Below are 15,782 nucleotides of genomic sequence, written 5' to 3' on the forward strand. Positions count from 1 at the left end.
AACATATCAGACTTGGAGACGCACTTTATAATTATATAATAAAACTAAAAGGAAAGCTCTGTAATTTATCTAAACTTGTATACCCAGGCATAATAATTTATGGCACTCCATCCATTTTTTGATACTGTCCCGGACTTATGTTGAATGCCCCTTTGAAATCACGCCCAAAGGATGCCGAGCTGGAAAACCCCAGCACCTCTGCTACTTCATTGGATGGAATTCCCTGGCGCAGCAACTTTTTCGCCTGATTGAATCTGGCCTGCAGTTGGTATTGCCTGGGAGACACCCCCAAGTATTCTCTAAACAAACGTACTAAATGACTCTTGCTATATCCTGCCTGTATTGCAAGCTCTTCGTTACTTAATATCCGGTCTAGATTTTCTTGCAGTAATTTGAGGATATCCTCCAGTCGTGCCGGAAGGACCGGCATAAGATTACAACTCTCACTCATCAAACTGATTACCGCCTCTGCTAACGGTAAAAGAAGTTTCAACTGCCTTTCCTGAATGGTACGTCTTAGCAAAAGCAGCATCTCCTCCATGACAGACCCTTCTTCCAGTTCAATTAATACCGGATGATAGCAAAGCGCCTGGGAAGACTCCAAATGCATCCATGTGACTGTAAACGGATTCTGTGGCTGGTGCCGCACCTGAAAACGGCGGTACATTGGCAATAAATAAAGATTACCAGATCTAAGAGTCAGCTCGCATTCACCGTCAGAATAAAATGCTTCTCCTCCTCTTACGTAATACAGCTTATGGAATAAACCTCCATCATCCACTGATATCCAGCTATCCGAACATACCTGGTCCCCATAGTCAATTACATCTGATATCATAAAAGGCGCTCTCATCTTATATTCTCCTATACGTTATTTTGAGAATGATTTTGCATCTATCTTAATTATATCAATTTTTCACTTTTTAATTTAGCTTCAAAAATCTCCACGATTGTTTTCTCAGTCCCAATCATACCGGGAGAAGCTATCAGTCCCATATTTTTCATTGTCATCTCCGGGGTTTTCCCATTGATGCCGTGGACATTGTCAATATAAATACCATTCATGGCAAATTCTACTGATTTATAAGCCGCATCAACTGCCGCAATGCCCTTCATGGTACATCCCTGATTTCCTCCGTCACAAATCATGCCTGTAATACTGCTGGCCATATTGTTTATGGTGTGGGCCATCATTTCTACATCACCGCCCCGCAAATATACAAGAGCACATGCCATTCCCGTTCCGGCGGCAATGGCACAGCCGCAAAATGCGGACAATTTCCCGGAATACTCTTTGATATACATACAAATCAGATAGCTCAGCGCGGTTGCGCGTAGTAAATTCTCTTCACTGTAACTGTTTACTTTACAGGCAGCATACAAGGGCATTGTAGCAATAATGCCATGTGCTCCTGAACCCGTAATACTCATTGCGGGTTTATCCAGTCCTATTACACGGGCCTCAATTGCAGCATTGCACAGTAATGATGCGGTTGTCTGCTCATTATCTGAAATGATTTTCCCATCGTTCATTTTCAGCAGAAAACGCGAAAAGGTTGTTCTTGGATGGTGCAGCCCCTCCTCAAACAACTCATAATTTACTTCATATGCCGCCCTGATAAATTCCAGTTCCTGAATATCTACTGTTGTGATGTAATCATACAATTGCTGAAGTGTATAATCATGAATCAAAGGCTGCACGTCTGCGTCCCCTTCTTCACTCTCATCAACATCTGCTATGTAAAGCGGAGATTCATAAATCACATTCCCATTCACCGCAATCCTGGTTATATTTGTATGAGAATCCCTGATTGTCACAACCGCTTCATCAGATTCTGCTTTTACTGTTGCTTCCATGAAAATACGGCTGTCTATTCCACTGAGGCGGACTGTTACCTTTCCTTTATTCACCAGGTCTTTTGCCATTTCATTATCCTGAGGTGTCACGTCTGCCAGCGACTCCAGGCCCTTTTGGGCATTACCCGCAACGGCTCCAAGGGCAGCAGCAAAAACAGTTCCCACCTCGCAGCTTCCTGGGATTCCACAGGTAAATGCATTCTTGTACATTCCGCTGTTCATAGATACATCAACACTTTCAATATCGCCTGACGTATAGGAACGGGCTTTTGCAGTAATAAAAGCAACGGCCCCTGGTTCTGTTACTCCTAAGGCCGGCTTCATATCCTTTTTGATTATCTCTGACAATACGTGCACAGTATCCCTCTTCTCCGCATCATTTTATATATCTGACCTATCTCTCATCATAATCATCCAGAAAACTATGTTCTATTTTATCCTTGTGATATCCTATAATTGTATTTAGATTTACATTATGCATACTTCTGAAAATGTTCATTTCGATTAAATCACTGGTTTTTCTAAGGTCTGCAATCAGTTCTTTCATTTCATCCCGCTTTGACCCCTGCTCTCCTCCGCAGATGGAACAGTTTTCTGTAAAACGGCAGGCACATTGTATAAAATGGAGCTGATTGTAGTCTCTCCATGCTTTTATATCACTTTCTTTTACCATATACAGAGGGCGAATCAGTTCCATTCCCTCAAAGTTCTTACTGTGGAGTTTAGGCATCATTGTTTCAAACTTCCCGCTATAGAACATTCCCATAAGAACGGTTTCTATCACATCGTCAAAATGATGGCCCAATGCTATTTTATTACATCCCAGTTCTTTTGCCCGGGAATATAAATACCCCCTGCGCATTCTGGCACAAAGGTAGCAGGGGCTTTTGTCTACTCCTGCTACAATGTCAAAAATATCAGACTCAAATACGGTCAGCGGAATTCCGAGAAGCTTCGCATTGTCTGTTATAATTTTCCAGTTGTCTTCATTGTAGCCCGGGTTCATAATCAGGAATATCACTTCAAATGGAACTTTCCCATGTTTCTTCAGCTCCTGCATGAGCTTTGCAAGCAGCATGGAATCTTTTCCTCCGGAGATACAGACCGCAATTTTATCTCCTTCTTTTATTAACTCATATTCCTGAACTGATTTTGTAAACTTCCTCCAGATACTCTTTCGGAACTTCTTAATGATGCTCCTCTCAATATCCAAGGTCTTCTGTTTTGCAAGGTCCTCCTCTGCTAAAGCCTGGCTGAGCTTATATCTTAAATAAGCTCTGTAGCCATCCTTCACATTAACTGCACAGAATCCCTCTTCTTCTAATGTATCCACTACATCTATGCTCTTATCCCCAGTGTGGCACAGGACATACACAGTAATATCCTTTTCAAGACATTTCATGTAATCCCGGACTTCCGGCAATGGTACATTGACAGCGGTCTCAATAGTACCCCTGCTGAATTCTTCCGGCTCACGAATATCAAGAATTACTGCTTTGTCCTTCTCTATTAGTTCCAGCTCTTCTACTGTAATTGATTTCATAAAAATTCTTTAATTTCCTCTGTTTCCTTATTTTCTACAAATGTATCTGTTCAGGACCATGAACAGATACGCCGCAAGCCCATGAAAATCGCCTTCGGCCATGGGGCTTGCTATCACATATTCAATGTTTTCACACGGACTGTGCAGTTATATACGAATACTTATATAAGACTTTACTGCCTCTATCAGTTTTTCATAGCTCATAGACGACGTGTTCAGACAAAGATCATAGTTCCTGGCATCATTCCAGTCCCGTCCTGTATAATATTTGTAATATTCGGACCGGCCCTTATCTGTCTTTTCAATTTTTTTGATGATTTCTTTCTCTGTCCCGCCGTTTTGTTTCATTACACGGGCAATACAATCTTCCTTTGGTGCATAGAAGAACAGGCGGATCGCAGCTTCATGATCTTTTAGTAAATAATCTGCACAGCGTCCGATAATAACACAGGACTCTGTATCTGCAAGCTCGCGGATTACCTTTGCCTGATAATTGAAAAGGTTATCATCCGATACAAATTCATCGCTGTCCGGGGGGAGTATTTCACCCTTATATTCTCTGCGCGCTATTTTAAACAGCGGCATGCTCTTTAGCGTCTCATCTACTTTTCCAAACAGTGCTTCATTAATCCCGCTCTCGTCAGAAGCCATCCTAAGCAGCTCTCTGTCATAACAGTTAATCCCGAGCTCTTTTGCCAGCAGCTTCCCTAAAGTCCTTCCGCCGCTGCCATAACCTCTTGCAATTGTAATTACAGTATGCTTCATAACTTTATTCCCCCAAATATGCCTTTTTAATAGACTCATTATTCATAAGTTCTTTTGCATCCCCGCTCAGCACAATATTCCCGGTCTCTAATACATATGCCCGGTCTGCAATAGAAAGTGCCTTTTTCGCATTTTGCTCAACTAAGAGTACCGTGGTTCCGGAAGCAGAGATTTCTTTGATAATGTTGAAAATTTCTTCTACAAAAATGGGCGATAATCCCATAGAAGGCTCATCCATCAAAATAATTCTCGGCTTACTCATCAAGGCCCTGCCCATAGCAAGCATCTGTTGTTCTCCACCGCTTAATGTTCCCGCAGCCTGCCTTTTCCGCTCTTCCAGACGTGGAAAACTTTTGTAAACGCGCTGAAGTGATTCTGTTATTTCTTCTTTATCTTTTCTTGTGTATGCCCCCAGCTTTAAATTCTCGTATACAGAAAGCTGTGCAAATACCCGCCTTCCTTCCGGAACATGGGCCATACCCATTGATACAATTTTATGCCCGGGAATCCTGGTAATATCTTGTCCCTCAAAAAGAATATTCCCCGCTTTTGCCGGAAGCATGCCGGTGATTGTCTGCAAGGTCGTTGTCTTTCCTGCACCATTGGCACCAATAAGCGCAATAACCTCACCTTCCTTTACTTCAAAGGAAATACCCTTGATTGCCTGGATTATGCCATAATATACCTCCAGGTCTTTAATTTCAAGCATTGCCATAAGTTATTTCCTCCTACTCTCCAAGGTATGCAGTGATGACTTTAGGGTCATTTAAAACATCGCCAGTCTTCCCTTTGGCCAGTACCTGTCCAAAGTTCAGCACCGTAAGTTCCTCACAGATACCGGATACCAGCTTCATATCATGTTCAATCAAAAGTACTGTCATGTCAAACTCATCCCGGACAAAACGGATTGTTTCCATCAGTTCCTTGGTTTCATTGGGATTCATGCCCGCCGCCGGCTCATCCAGAAGCAGTAACTTAGGATTTGTCGCAAGTGCACGCGCGATCTCCAGCTTCCTCTGGTCCCCATAGGGCAGGTTGGAAGCCAGGTAATCTCTCTTTTCCTCAAGTCCAAATACTTTTAACAGCTCCCTTGCTCTCTCATTCATCTCTGCTTCTACCCTGCGGTATTTAGGCAGGCGCAAAACAGCAGTAAGGGCAGAATATGGATGGTTATTGTGCAGCCCTACTTTTACATTATCCAACACGGACTGGTTTTTAAATAAGCGGATATTCTGGAACGTTCTTGCAATTCCCGCTTTATTAATATCAATTGTCCTCTGTCCTGTAATATCTTTTCCGTCCAGTTCAATTACTCCGTTATCCGGCTTATAAACACCAGTGAGCATATTAAATACCGTCGTCTTACCAGCGCCGTTGGGACCGATGAGACCATATAACTGCCCTTTTTGAATAGAAATCTGAAAATCATCTACGGCACGAAGTCCGCCAAAAGAGATACCCAGGTTCTTCACTTCCAGTAATGCCATATCACTGTACCCCCTTTGTTTTTTTGGTAAACATATCCTTCAAGGAATGTCTCTGCCGCCATTCAATTGCCTTTGGGGCCCAGTTAAAGAGCATCATTGCAATCAGTACGACAGCATAAATCAGCATACGGTAATCGGATAATCCCCGCAGTACTTCCGGCAGCATGGTCAGCAGTACGGCAGCAATTATGGAACCGCGGAAACTTCCCATTCCTCCAAGCACTACAAATACGAGGAGCATAATTGACATATTATATCCAAAGTTTGCAGGCAAAGCAGTCAGTGTAGAAAGATTATGTGCGTAGAGAACTCCACCCATTCCTGCAATTGCTGCTGAAAGAGTAAATGCCATCAATTTGAATTTTGTGATAGGAATCCCCACAGATTCCGCTGCAATCCGGTTATCTCTGATTGCCATGATTGCCCTTCCGCTTCTGGAATTCACAAGATTGTACACCACAAACAGGCTGACCAGGATTAAAATCACACCAATCGTAAAAGTGGACTGATGAGGCGTTCCTATAATTCCCTTAGGACCATTGATAAGAAACGTTCCCTCTTCTGCCATGTTCAAAGAAGCTGCATCTGACATGGAAAAGTGTAAACCATCTTTATCCTTTACAATATACAGTACATTCATTACATTTTTAATGATTTCACCGAATGCCAGTGTTACAATAGCTAAGTAATCCCCCCGCAGGCGCAGTACAGGAATTCCAATCAGAAGACCAAAAAGAGCCGCCATCAGAGTGCCAATTATAAGAGCTATAACGAAACGAAGGATTTCATTCATTCCCGTATCCGCCATATATTTTGTAAAGAAAGCACTGGAGAAGGCTCCCACGCACATAAAACCTGCATGTCCAAGACTCAATTCACCAAGATATCCTACACAAAGGTTCAGGCCAATGGCTGCAATGGAGTAGATACAGAGAGGAACAAGCAGTCCCTGAAGCAGGCTGGACATACTTCCTGTCCCAACCATAATCTGCACAACAAGAAAAACAAGTATAACCATTGCATATGTGATAAAGGAATCCTTTGTTGTTTTTTTCATATTTTTTGTACCAAATAGTTTTTTCATTGCAGTCACCTACACTTTCTCATGAATCGGCTTGCCGAGAATTCCGGTAGGTTTCACCAGCAATACAATAATCAAAACTGCGAAAACGATTGCATCAGATAATTGAGAAGAAATATAAGCTCTTCCCAAAACCTCAATAATACCAAGCAGAATACCACCGATAAATGCTCCCGGAACGGAACCGATACCACCGAATACAGCCGCTGTAAATGCCTTAATACCAGGCATAGAGCCGATATACGGAGTCAGGGTCGGATAGGCGGAGCAAAGCAGTACACCGGCAATTGCCGCAAGACCGGAACCAATTGCAAAGGTTAGCGAAATTGTACCATTTACATTAATACCCATAAGCTGCGCCGCATCCTTATCCTCTGATACGGCAAGCATAGCCCGCCCTGCTTTTGTCTTTTTAATAAACAGCATCAGTCCGGTCATAATTATAAGACAGGTTACAACTGTAACAACAGCAACACTGGAAATCACAAGCTTTCCGTCTGCAAGCTTCAATGCAGGCAGTGTAATGATGGAAGAAAATGATTTCGTGTCTGCCCCAAATACCAAAAGTGCAGCATTTTGAAGCAAGTAACTTACTCCAATGGCAGTAATTAATACTGCAAGGGGAGATGCCTTCCTCAAAGGTTTATATGCCACTTTTTCAATCGTAATACCGAGGACGGTACAAACTACAACTGATATAAGGACACTAAGCAGCGGGTTGAACTGCAATCCGCTCATTGCCGTAAATACTACATAACAGCCAATCATAATAACATCACCATGCGCAAAATTCAACATTTTTGCAATTCCATATACCATAGTATATCCAAGAGCGATAATAGCATAAACGCTCCCGAGGCTGATTCCATTAATCAAATAAGCTATGAAACTCATATCAATACCTCTTGCTTTCTCTTCTTTTTCTTATTTTCCCTTATCATCTGCTCCAAGCATTTAAAAACATGCATATCCGATATTACATACATACTTTTAAATGCCTGTGCTTTCGACAAATATTTTATCACAAAAAAATGTACTCTACAACTAAAAAGCGATTCATGGCACCGGAAATGCCTGGTATCCAAAAACCGTTCTAATACAATAGAGAATCTTGTCCGGAAGATTCTCCGTCTGCGGCGGATTGCGATAGCAACACTTTCTTTGCTGCCGCAGTGTGATCTCCCCAGAGGGTTTCAGTATAATAGAAAACCTGGTTATCTATTATACTGAAAATGGGGCCGCCTTCCGACAGCCCCATGTCCTTCGTATATGTTTCTTGAACAGATAATATTCAAAAACACATACTTACTATAAAAACATATTGGAATTTACATTCCCACATATGCTCCCTTTTCAATGATAACAGCTTTTGGCTGCTTTACTACCTCACCTGTTGGCTCCCAGTTCAGACCTTCTTCCCCACCGGTCAGTCCCTGGATGCTGATATTCGGCATTGCTTCCTTCAAAGCATCACACAAATCAGATACGCTCATATCCGGAGTGGCCCCAGCTTCTTCGATTGCTGCTTTAATGGTATAGATTGCATCATATGCATCTGCCGCAAACTGATTCGGTGTATCACCATAGGCGTCTTTATATTTTTTTACAAAATCCTGTGTAGCTTCATCTTCTGCGTCTGCTGCAAACGGAGTCAGAAGCATAACACCCTCTGCCAGAGAAGTATCAAAGTTTTCAACATCAAGAATTCCGTCTAATCCGTCACATCCAAAGAATTTCGGTGCATATCCCATTGTATCTGCCTGTTTCAGAATGACAGATGCTTCTGTATAGTAAATTGGAAGGAAAACCATTTCAGCCCCTGCATCCTGAGCCTTCTTTAACTGTGTAGAAAAATCTGTTTTAGAATCTTCGGTAAATGCTTCTGTCGCAACAACTTCAAAGTCCTGGCCTTTTGCTTCCTCTAAAAACTTATCTGTTATTCCTGATGAATATACGTCGGAACTGTTGTAAATAACAGCAACCTTTGATGCAAGCTTATTGTCACCAATATACTGTGCAGATGCAGTTCCCTGGTTCGGGTCTGTAAAGCATATCTGGAATACATTTCCATTCACAATTACATCTGTAGAAGACGCAGAAGGTGTAACCTGGAACATATTATCCTGTCCTGTCTTATCAACGACCGCCACACATGGACCTGAAGTTACTGTCCCCATAAGAACCTGCATCCCCCAGTCTTTCAGCGTGTTGTAAGCATTGACAGATTTTTCAGGGTCATGTTGGTCATCCTCAAATTTATATTCAATCTGATGTCCGTCAATTCCTCCAGCCTCGTTGATTTCATCCACAGCAATCTGTGCTGCATTTTTTACTGCTGTTCCATAAATAGCTGCGCCGCCTGTAGTAGGCCCGATTCCTCCGATATAGAACTTATCATCTGCTTTCTTTGAAGATGATCCACATGCCGTCAGACCGGAAACGACCATAGCTGCTATTAATAACATACTGACTGCTTTTTTCATAATATTTTCCTCCTCATTCTTAAATAATCCCACGGAATTTTACTTTGACGGAGCCGTCACAAGAGACTCACCTCTCTATATTGTTTTATGAAGAACACCGTTTTTCACGTTAATTCGGTGAAGCAATTCTCGAGGGTAATGAAAAAAGACGTTCTTTATCTATTCAGAACGCCCTTATTCATGTGTTTAATAATACTACACGAATCTATCAAAATCAATACTAAATTTAATATCTTATCGAACATTAGCAGTTAAATAAGCATATCTTGTTGAATATTAGCAGTTAAATAAGCGCCCCTTATTGAACAGTATACCCAAAAACTGCATAAAATCACCTTGCACTCTTCTTCTGCCTTAGTTTATATGCTCTTTTATATTCGTACATTTTTTCATCTGCGGCGCTTAACAGTTCACTCGCCTGTAACACAGGGCCGGACGCCGAAGGACCTACCGGAATAACGCCATAGCTTATGCTGCGCTCATATGAGATTCCAGGGCTGCCGTTCCAGCCAATCAATGCCCTCCGTAATACTTCCAGACGCTCCCTGGCTTCATCTACATTCCAGTTTTCTGCCAGCAGCATAAATTCATCTCCTCCTATGCGGCATACCACTGCATTAGGAGAGAATTCCCTCATTATGACAGATACACAGAGAATATACTGATCCCCTTCTGCATGTCCAAGTCTGTCATTCACATATTTTAAGTTATCAATATCAACAAAGCTCAAAATGAAACTCTTGCACTGGGCAATCCAATCCTCCAACACTTCCATACCATAGCGGCGATTGTACAGCTGAGTCAATGGGTCTAAATCAGTCATGTTCTGAAGCTTATTCAGCCGTTCTCTTTCATTGCTCACATCTGTGAGGACAAATGCAAGAGCATTGCGCCCATTCCAATTCAGAGGATGAATAGATACAGAATAATACCGGATAATGCCATTATTTTGCATTTCAAGCTCTGTCATAAAAATCTCATCTTTTCCCTCCATCATCTCCGTCTGCGCTTGCAGCCACTGGCTCAGTGCATCCCCGCTATCCTTCTCTTCCAGCACAGCCTCCATCTCACGGCTGACAAATAACCTTTCAGCCGTCTCAGCATCCGTCACGATGATCCACTGCTCTATCTGGCCTACAAGGGTCTCATACAGACTTTTGTTCTGCACAAGTGTATGTATTTCATCCAACAGCGCCAGACGCCGTTGGTTAAGCCGTTCTATCATAGTATTAAAAGCTTCGGAGTATTCTCCCATAAAATCCACACGCTGCTGGTAATCCCCCTTGGCAACCTGCTGGGTCTGCCATGTTAAATGCTTTAATGAGGCATGGAGGGCCTTGAGAGGCGCAGCCACTTTATTGCCCGGCGGCGGCAGATTCACATTCAGGTTCCCTTTTGCCAAGGCTTTCGCCAGTCCGGAGCTTTCCATAACACATTCTGAAAAGTGTATAAGTTCTTTTCCAAAGTTCTGAAATTCTGCCGGCAGTTTATGTAAATCCAAAACCGCATGTTCCGGCTCATGTATTACGTTTTTCAGATAGTCCTGCAAAAGCCCTGCAACAGAGTCCATAATGTTTCACCTCACTTTCCATTATATGATACAGGCTTTCCTTATTCTGCTGCTCCCTGAAACCGGCATACTCTATCTCCGTTTGCCCAGCAGTCAATCTCCCGCACATTGTACACCCTTCCGGTGTAAGCCTCGAGGATACCAGAAATAAAACCTTCATCATAATAACAGACCGTTTCATCTGTAACAGGAATCCCGCTGCAGTCCAAATCTTCTCCTACAGTCAGGATTATATCTCCGTTCAATTCATCAAAGCTCTCCATACGCAAAATGCCAATTTTTAATTCTTTCAATTTTTTCTGCAGATTTGCCACAAAAGTGTTGAACCCAACCTGCAGATCCATTACGTTCCTGGCAAACTCCACACCTGCCAGATATCCTGCCTGCCGGAAATATTCGTTAGCCTTTTCATCTCCATGCTCTTTACTTAGTATATCCAGCATAGTATACTGCATCAGCCGGTATACAAGCACCGGCATATCTTCGCCCAGATATGCGCGGCCTTTTTTAATGTCACCAAGATTCTCCCATGTAAAAATATTATGGCTTGTCCCCTGTTTCAATGTATCTTCCATTTTCGTAAAGCCCCTCCAGCTGGAATTCTTCTTAAAGCAAATAAATAGTTACCATATTTATCCTTATTGTTTTATTCTAACATGCAGTTTCGTATGTTTCAAGAAATACAAAACATATGGTCTGCAAGGATTATACTTTTTAACTATTCCCTTATAGCTTTTTTGATTTTTCAGTGGCTGCTTTTATACAATTCATAACGGAATACCGGAATCCGCCCTGCTCTAAGGCTTCTACACCTTCTATCGTAGTGCCGCCTGGTGAAGTAACCATGTCTTTCAAAGCTCCCGGATGGATTTTTGTATCCAAAATCATTTTTGAAGTTCCCAGACATGTCTGGGCTGCCAACTTATATGCAGTATCCCTCGGCAGACCCTGCTTAACCGCCCCGTCAGCCAGTGCTTCAATGAACATCGCCGCATAAGCCGGACCGCCCCCGCTTAAACCACATGCAACATCCATTAATTTCTCCGGAACCCATTCTACGATTCCAATGGATACAAATAACTTATCCGTAAGAGCAGCTTCTTCTTCATTTAAATTGTTGTCTGAGCAAAGAACAAATGCACCTTCTGAAACCAGCGCCGGTGTATTCGGCATCACTCTTAATACACGCACACCTTCATCAACCATAGCCATAATACGTTCTGTACTAAGACCGGCCACAATAGAAACCAGTGCTTTATTTTCCAAATGGCCTTTACAGCTTGCCAAAGCTTCTGCTGCATTCTGGGGCTTTACCGCTAAAATCATAATATCACATCCATCGCACAGATGAGCACAGCTGTCCACTGTAGGGACGTTCAATTCCTCCGCCCTTTCCATGGCCTCCCCACTAATGTCATAGACACAGAAGTCCTCTTTCTCAAATGCATCTGTTTCCACTGCTCCCCGAAGGATTGCACTTCCCATGTTCCCATATCCGATAACACCAATCTTTTTTCCCAACACAACTTCCTCCTTTTATATGTATGATTTTTCTAGTACTTCTAAATATTCATTCCCAAACTTGTCTGCAAATTCCCGTTTTGCTTTATCAATAGCATCCTGGGCGTTTTCTCCTAATTCCTCCAGTAATGTATTGGAAATACTATGTAACAGGTGTGCCGTATGATAGTTGAAGTCTTTCATACAAGTAGTACCCAGCTCTTTCTTCTTTTCATCCAGCTTCACTACTTCTTCCTCTGTAAGGGGTTCTCCCCAGTCAAAGTCACATCTGTCGCCTCCAAAACTCAGGCTTTCAGTCAGCGGTGTACAGACAAAATCAGAACGGAATCCCTGGAACACAGCATTATCAATATCAACGCAATAATACTTTCCATATTCCAAAAGGTCATGATCTTTCCATGCTTCACACCATGCACATTTACTGATAAAGGTTTGAAGCGTCGGTTCTGTTCTAATTCTTCCAAACACCATCTGTCCATCATAGTCCGGTTTCCATTCTCCATATGCCTGGTTTGCCATAACGGTAAGTTCATCCCCATTATCCAAAGCATTCTGTGCCATTCTGGCACCTCGTTCATTTCCATATTTTGTCACGGCCTTTAAAATGGCCTCTTTGCCGTCCCCGTTAAATTGTTCCATTATATTTTTTGACAGTAATGCAAACATTACGGCATGGTGCTCAATTTTACAAACAGCTTCATTATTAGGCATGTTTTATTTCCTCCTTAAATTTAGAAAAACTTCTATGGGTCTCTTTTATTGGGATTTTTGGGAAACCATCCTTTTTTCACACGTTCCTCTTGCTCAAAAATCTCATGTATGCTCCACAGGGAAGCAAATCCAGTAATACCAATAATCGCAGAAACTGTAATATGGTTAATGTATATGGATAACGCTATCAGCAATAATCCAGCCAGCAGAAAAGCCGGCCATATCTTTTTCCCAATATAATACTCTGCCTTTATGACAATCGGATGAAATACTCCGATAATTACAAAAGCCGCTATCCCTATTATCAATCCTTGAAAATTCATATCCATCCTCCCTGTGATGTTACTGCAATTGTCATTACCTAATTATACCCTCGGAAAACTCCCGGTGCAATAAGATATTAGACCTTTGCCTAACTTTATGCCTATTATACGCAATTATCTGTTTGTCGGATTTTGTCGAATTTTACCAAAATGTTATTGAATATCCTTCCAGTATTTGCTACAATATCCTAAAAATAGTATCTATGACAAGAAGGATGGTAAATCTATATGAAAATGAAACGTTTTCAGTCCATGAGGTTCAAACTAAGTTTTTTACTCGCATTTTTTGCAATCTTACCTTTGATGGGGGTCGGCATATTGTTTTTAAATCAAATGGAAAACACCCTGCTGACAGAACAAAAGCATTCGGTGAATACACAATTGTCTCTTGTAAACGACAATGTGGATTCCATATTTGACAGCATGCTCAGCAATGTAAGATACTATTCCGAAGGTGCACTGCTTAAAACATCTGACAATACAATTACTTCTTATGCTTCAACCACTTCTGACACTAAAATGACACCTGGGCAGAACGGACCGGTTGAACAGGCCATATTCGAAAGTTTTTCCGAATTCGGCAGCTCCCATCCCGACTACCAATACGTATATATGGGAACTGAAGACGGAGGCTACATACAATATCCTGACTCAAATATTTCCGCCGGTTTCGATCCCCGTACCCGTCCCTGGTATCCGAATGCCAAAGATCACCCGGACGGACCCGTTTTGGGGGAACCATATTATTTCGCCACTGATGATGTGACCATTGTGGGAGCGTCCCAGGCAATCAAAGATTCTAACGGCAAAGTTATCGGCGTTATGGCAATGGATATGAGTTTAAATTCCCTTACCACCCTTATGGAAAAAGCAACGGAGAATGCCAAGGGATACTACATGATAATCACCGGAGACGGAACTATTCTCGCCGATCCGAGTAATCCGGATAATAATTTCCTCAACCTTTCCGAGGCATACGGGGAAAAGTTCCTGAACGCAGTCAGCAGCGATGCAGACTTCCTGCAGATAAAACTTGACGGCAAGCCGTATTTTATCAAGAGCTTTTTATCTGAATCAACCAATTGGCGCTATGTTGCCGTTATTTCAGAAGCGGATCTGTTCCAAAGTGTCCGTGAGCTTAAGGCGCTGATCTATACAGTGCTTGCAGTGGTATTAGTCATTGTTCTTATTGCAGGAATTATTGTAAGTAACTCCATAGCAAAACCGATAAAAGCCGTTACCAAATCTGCCCAGGAGGTTTCGAGCGGAAACTTCAATGTAAATCTTCAAATTAAAGCCACGGGAGAGATTGGATTACTGGTAGATGCATTCCAGAAGATTGGTGTCACCTTAAACCTGTATAAAAATTACATAGAAGAAATTTCTTCTGTCCTGAACCAGATTGCACAGGGAAATATGGCTTTTAAACTACAATCCGATTATATCGGTGAATTCAGCGCAGTTAAGACCGCTTTACTCAATATCTCCCGCACACTGACCGAAACACTGGAACAGATAAAAATCTCTTCCAATCAGATTGCTTCCGGTTCCGACCAGGTGGCTGCCGGAGCACAATCCCTCAGCCAGGGTGCTACCGAGCAGGCTGCATCAATTCAAGAGATTTCTGCCACCATCGACGAAGTCACCGATCAGGTCACTTCCAATGCGGAGATGGCACGTAAAGCCAACGACCTTTCCAAGGTAGCAGTTACTGACGTATTATCCGGGAATGAGCAAATGAACACGATGATTGCCGCAATGAACGAAATCAGTGACAAGACCCGTGAAATTAACGGTATTATCAGGACCATTGATGACATTGCATTCCAGACCAATATCCTGGCATTAAATGCATCAATAGAGGCTGCCCGGGCGGGAAATGCAGGAAAAGGGTTTGCGGTTGTAGCGGACGAGGTCCGTAACCTTGCTCAAAAAACAGCAGAGGCTACATCTAATACAGCAAACTTGATTGAAGACTCTATCCGTTCCGTAAAGCGCGGAGCAGATATCGTAGAGAAAACTGCCGATTCACTGTCAGGCATTGTGGGAAATGTTCAGGATGTAGCCGACTTACTTGACCGGATTTCAGAGGCTTCTGTTGTTCAGTCTGACTCAATGCAGCAGATTGCAGAAGGAACCGGCCAGATTTCCTCCGTAGTACAGACTACTGCCGCCACATCAGAGCAGTCCGCTGCTGCCAGCGAGGAGCTCTCCAGCCAGGCCAGCATACTTAACAGCCTTGTAAATCAGTTTACCCTGACTACGGAACATCAGAAGTATCATGATGATCTCCCTAAGGAAAAATCAGAAGACTTTACACAAGGCAGCAATAAATATATGTAATAAGACTTTGATGGTATGATTTCCATACCGGAGTTATGCACCATATTCTTTGGTACAAGGCATTAAATAAAATACATATTAAAACACCTCATTCTCAA

15 protein-coding genes are annotated in these 15,782 nt (G+C 42.4%); 1 reads left to right on the top strand and 14 read right to left on the bottom strand.

Annotated features, from left to right (window positions below; all coding sequences use genetic code 11):
* Positions 1–97: 97 nt before the first annotated feature.
* The 14 genes from A8805_RS08245 to A8805_RS08310 all read right to left on the bottom strand — a co-directional run bounded on the left by A8805_RS08245 (position 98) and on the right by A8805_RS08310 (position 13,341).
* Positions 98–853, bottom strand: coding sequence for a helix-turn-helix domain-containing protein (locus A8805_RS08245; RefSeq protein ID WP_109709936.1), 756 nt, complete (start codon positions 851–853; stop codon positions 98–100).
* 50 nt (positions 854–903) lie between these two features.
* Positions 904–2,214: a serine dehydratase subunit alpha family protein gene (locus A8805_RS08250; RefSeq protein ID WP_109709938.1), complete on the bottom strand. Its 1,311-nt coding sequence runs from the start codon at positions 2,212–2,214 to the stop codon at positions 904–906.
* Between the two features lie 37 nt (positions 2,215–2,251).
* Entirely contained in the window at positions 2,252–3,400 is a 1,149-nt protein-coding gene (locus A8805_RS08255) for an ATP-binding protein (protein WP_109709941.1), read from the bottom strand.
* Between the two features lie 147 nt (positions 3,401–3,547).
* On the bottom strand, positions 3,548–4,165 hold the full coding sequence (locus A8805_RS08260; protein WP_109709943.1) for an AAA family ATPase: 618 nt from the start codon (positions 4,163–4,165) through the stop codon (positions 3,548–3,550).
* Positions 4,166–4,169: 4 nt separating this feature from the next.
* On the bottom strand, positions 4,170–4,880 hold the full coding sequence (locus A8805_RS08265; RefSeq protein WP_109709948.1) for an ABC transporter ATP-binding protein: 711 nt from the start codon (positions 4,878–4,880) through the stop codon (positions 4,170–4,172).
* Between the two features lie 13 nt (positions 4,881–4,893).
* Positions 4,894–5,652, bottom strand: coding sequence for an ABC transporter ATP-binding protein (locus A8805_RS08270; protein ID WP_109709950.1), 759 nt, complete (start codon positions 5,650–5,652; stop codon positions 4,894–4,896).
* 1 nt (position 5,653) lies between these two features.
* Positions 5,654–6,736 carry a branched-chain amino acid ABC transporter permease gene (locus A8805_RS08275; protein WP_109710515.1) on the bottom strand — a complete coding sequence of 361 codons (1,083 nt, stop codon included), beginning with the start codon at positions 6,734–6,736 and terminating at the stop codon, positions 5,654–5,656.
* 9 nt (positions 6,737–6,745) lie between these two features.
* Positions 6,746–7,627, bottom strand: coding sequence for a branched-chain amino acid ABC transporter permease (locus tag A8805_RS08280; protein WP_109709952.1), 882 nt, complete (start codon positions 7,625–7,627; stop codon positions 6,746–6,748).
* Positions 7,628–8,061: 434 nt separating this feature from the next.
* Positions 8,062–9,216, bottom strand: coding sequence for an ABC transporter substrate-binding protein (locus tag A8805_RS08285; protein WP_109709954.1), 1,155 nt, complete (start codon positions 9,214–9,216; stop codon positions 8,062–8,064).
* A gap of 331 nt (positions 9,217–9,547) precedes the next feature.
* A complete protein-coding gene (locus tag A8805_RS08290; protein WP_109709956.1) occupies positions 9,548–10,786 on the bottom strand; it encodes a GGDEF domain-containing protein in 1,239 nt (412 codons plus the stop codon).
* 41 nt (positions 10,787–10,827) lie between these two features.
* On the bottom strand, positions 10,828–11,361 hold the full coding sequence (locus tag A8805_RS08295; protein WP_109709958.1) for a V4R domain-containing protein: 534 nt from the start codon (positions 11,359–11,361) through the stop codon (positions 10,828–10,830).
* A 151-nt stretch (positions 11,362–11,512) separates the two neighbouring features.
* Positions 11,513–12,310 (bottom strand): pyrroline-5-carboxylate reductase, encoded by a 798-nt coding sequence (gene proC, locus A8805_RS08300; protein WP_109709961.1) that lies wholly within the window; start codon positions 12,308–12,310, stop codon positions 11,513–11,515.
* Between the two features lie 12 nt (positions 12,311–12,322).
* On the bottom strand, positions 12,323–13,018 hold the full coding sequence (locus tag A8805_RS08305; RefSeq protein WP_109709963.1) for an L-2-amino-thiazoline-4-carboxylic acid hydrolase: 696 nt from the start codon (positions 13,016–13,018) through the stop codon (positions 12,323–12,325).
* A gap of 32 nt (positions 13,019–13,050) precedes the next feature.
* The gene (locus A8805_RS08310) at positions 13,051–13,341 is read right to left on the bottom strand and encodes a DUF4491 family protein (protein ID WP_109709965.1); all 291 of its coding nucleotides are present in this window, start codon (positions 13,339–13,341) and stop codon (positions 13,051–13,053) included.
* A gap of 228 nt (positions 13,342–13,569) precedes the next feature.
* Here A8805_RS08310 and A8805_RS08315 point away from each other — a divergent pair, with 228 nt between their 5' ends.
* The gene (locus tag A8805_RS08315) at positions 13,570–15,684 is read left to right on the top strand and encodes a methyl-accepting chemotaxis protein (RefSeq protein WP_109709968.1); all 2,115 of its coding nucleotides are present in this window, start codon (positions 13,570–13,572) and stop codon (positions 15,682–15,684) included.
* Positions 15,685–15,782: the final 98 nt, after the last annotated feature.

The organism is Faecalicatena contorta (assembly GCF_003149105.1).
Taxonomy (GTDB): domain Bacteria; phylum Bacillota; class Clostridia; order Lachnospirales; family Lachnospiraceae; genus Muricomes; species Muricomes contortus_C.

Excerpts from the sequence above, each read along its gene's own strand:
- A8805_RS08245 (WP_109709936.1), bottom strand. The coding sequence starts at position 853 with ATGAGAGCGCCTTTTATGATATCAGATGTAATTGACTATGGGGACCAG.
- A8805_RS08315 (WP_109709968.1), top strand. The coding sequence starts at position 13,570 with ATGAAAATGAAACGTTTTCAGTCCATGAGGTTCAAACTAAGTTTTTTA.
- A8805_RS08290 (WP_109709956.1), bottom strand. The coding sequence starts at position 10,786 with ATGGACTCTGTTGCAGGGCTTTTGCAGGACTATCTGAAAAACGTAATA.
- A8805_RS08285 (WP_109709954.1), bottom strand. The coding sequence starts at position 9,216 with ATGAAAAAAGCAGTCAGTATGTTATTAATAGCAGCTATGGTCGTTTCC.
- A8805_RS08275 (WP_109710515.1), bottom strand. The coding sequence starts at position 6,736 with ATGAAAAAACTATTTGGTACAAAAAATATGAAAAAAACAACAAAGGAT.
- A8805_RS08265 (WP_109709948.1), bottom strand. The coding sequence starts at position 4,880 with ATGGCAATGCTTGAAATTAAAGACCTGGAGGTATATTATGGCATAATC.
- A8805_RS08255 (WP_109709941.1), bottom strand. The coding sequence starts at position 3,400 with ATGAAATCAATTACAGTAGAAGAGCTGGAACTAATAGAGAAGGACAAA.
- A8805_RS08310 (WP_109709965.1), bottom strand. The coding sequence starts at position 13,341 with ATGAATTTTCAAGGATTGATAATAGGGATAGCGGCTTTTGTAATTATC.
- A8805_RS08260 (WP_109709943.1), bottom strand. The coding sequence starts at position 4,165 with ATGAAGCATACTGTAATTACAATTGCAAGAGGTTATGGCAGCGGCGGA.
- A8805_RS08280 (WP_109709952.1), bottom strand. The coding sequence starts at position 7,627 with ATGAGTTTCATAGCTTATTTGATTAATGGAATCAGCCTCGGGAGCGTT.
- A8805_RS08295 (WP_109709958.1), bottom strand. The coding sequence starts at position 11,361 with ATGGAAGATACATTGAAACAGGGGACAAGCCATAATATTTTTACATGG.
- A8805_RS08270 (WP_109709950.1), bottom strand. The coding sequence starts at position 5,652 with ATGGCATTACTGGAAGTGAAGAACCTGGGTATCTCTTTTGGCGGACTT.
- A8805_RS08305 (WP_109709963.1), bottom strand. The coding sequence starts at position 13,018 with ATGCCTAATAATGAAGCTGTTTGTAAAATTGAGCACCATGCCGTAATG.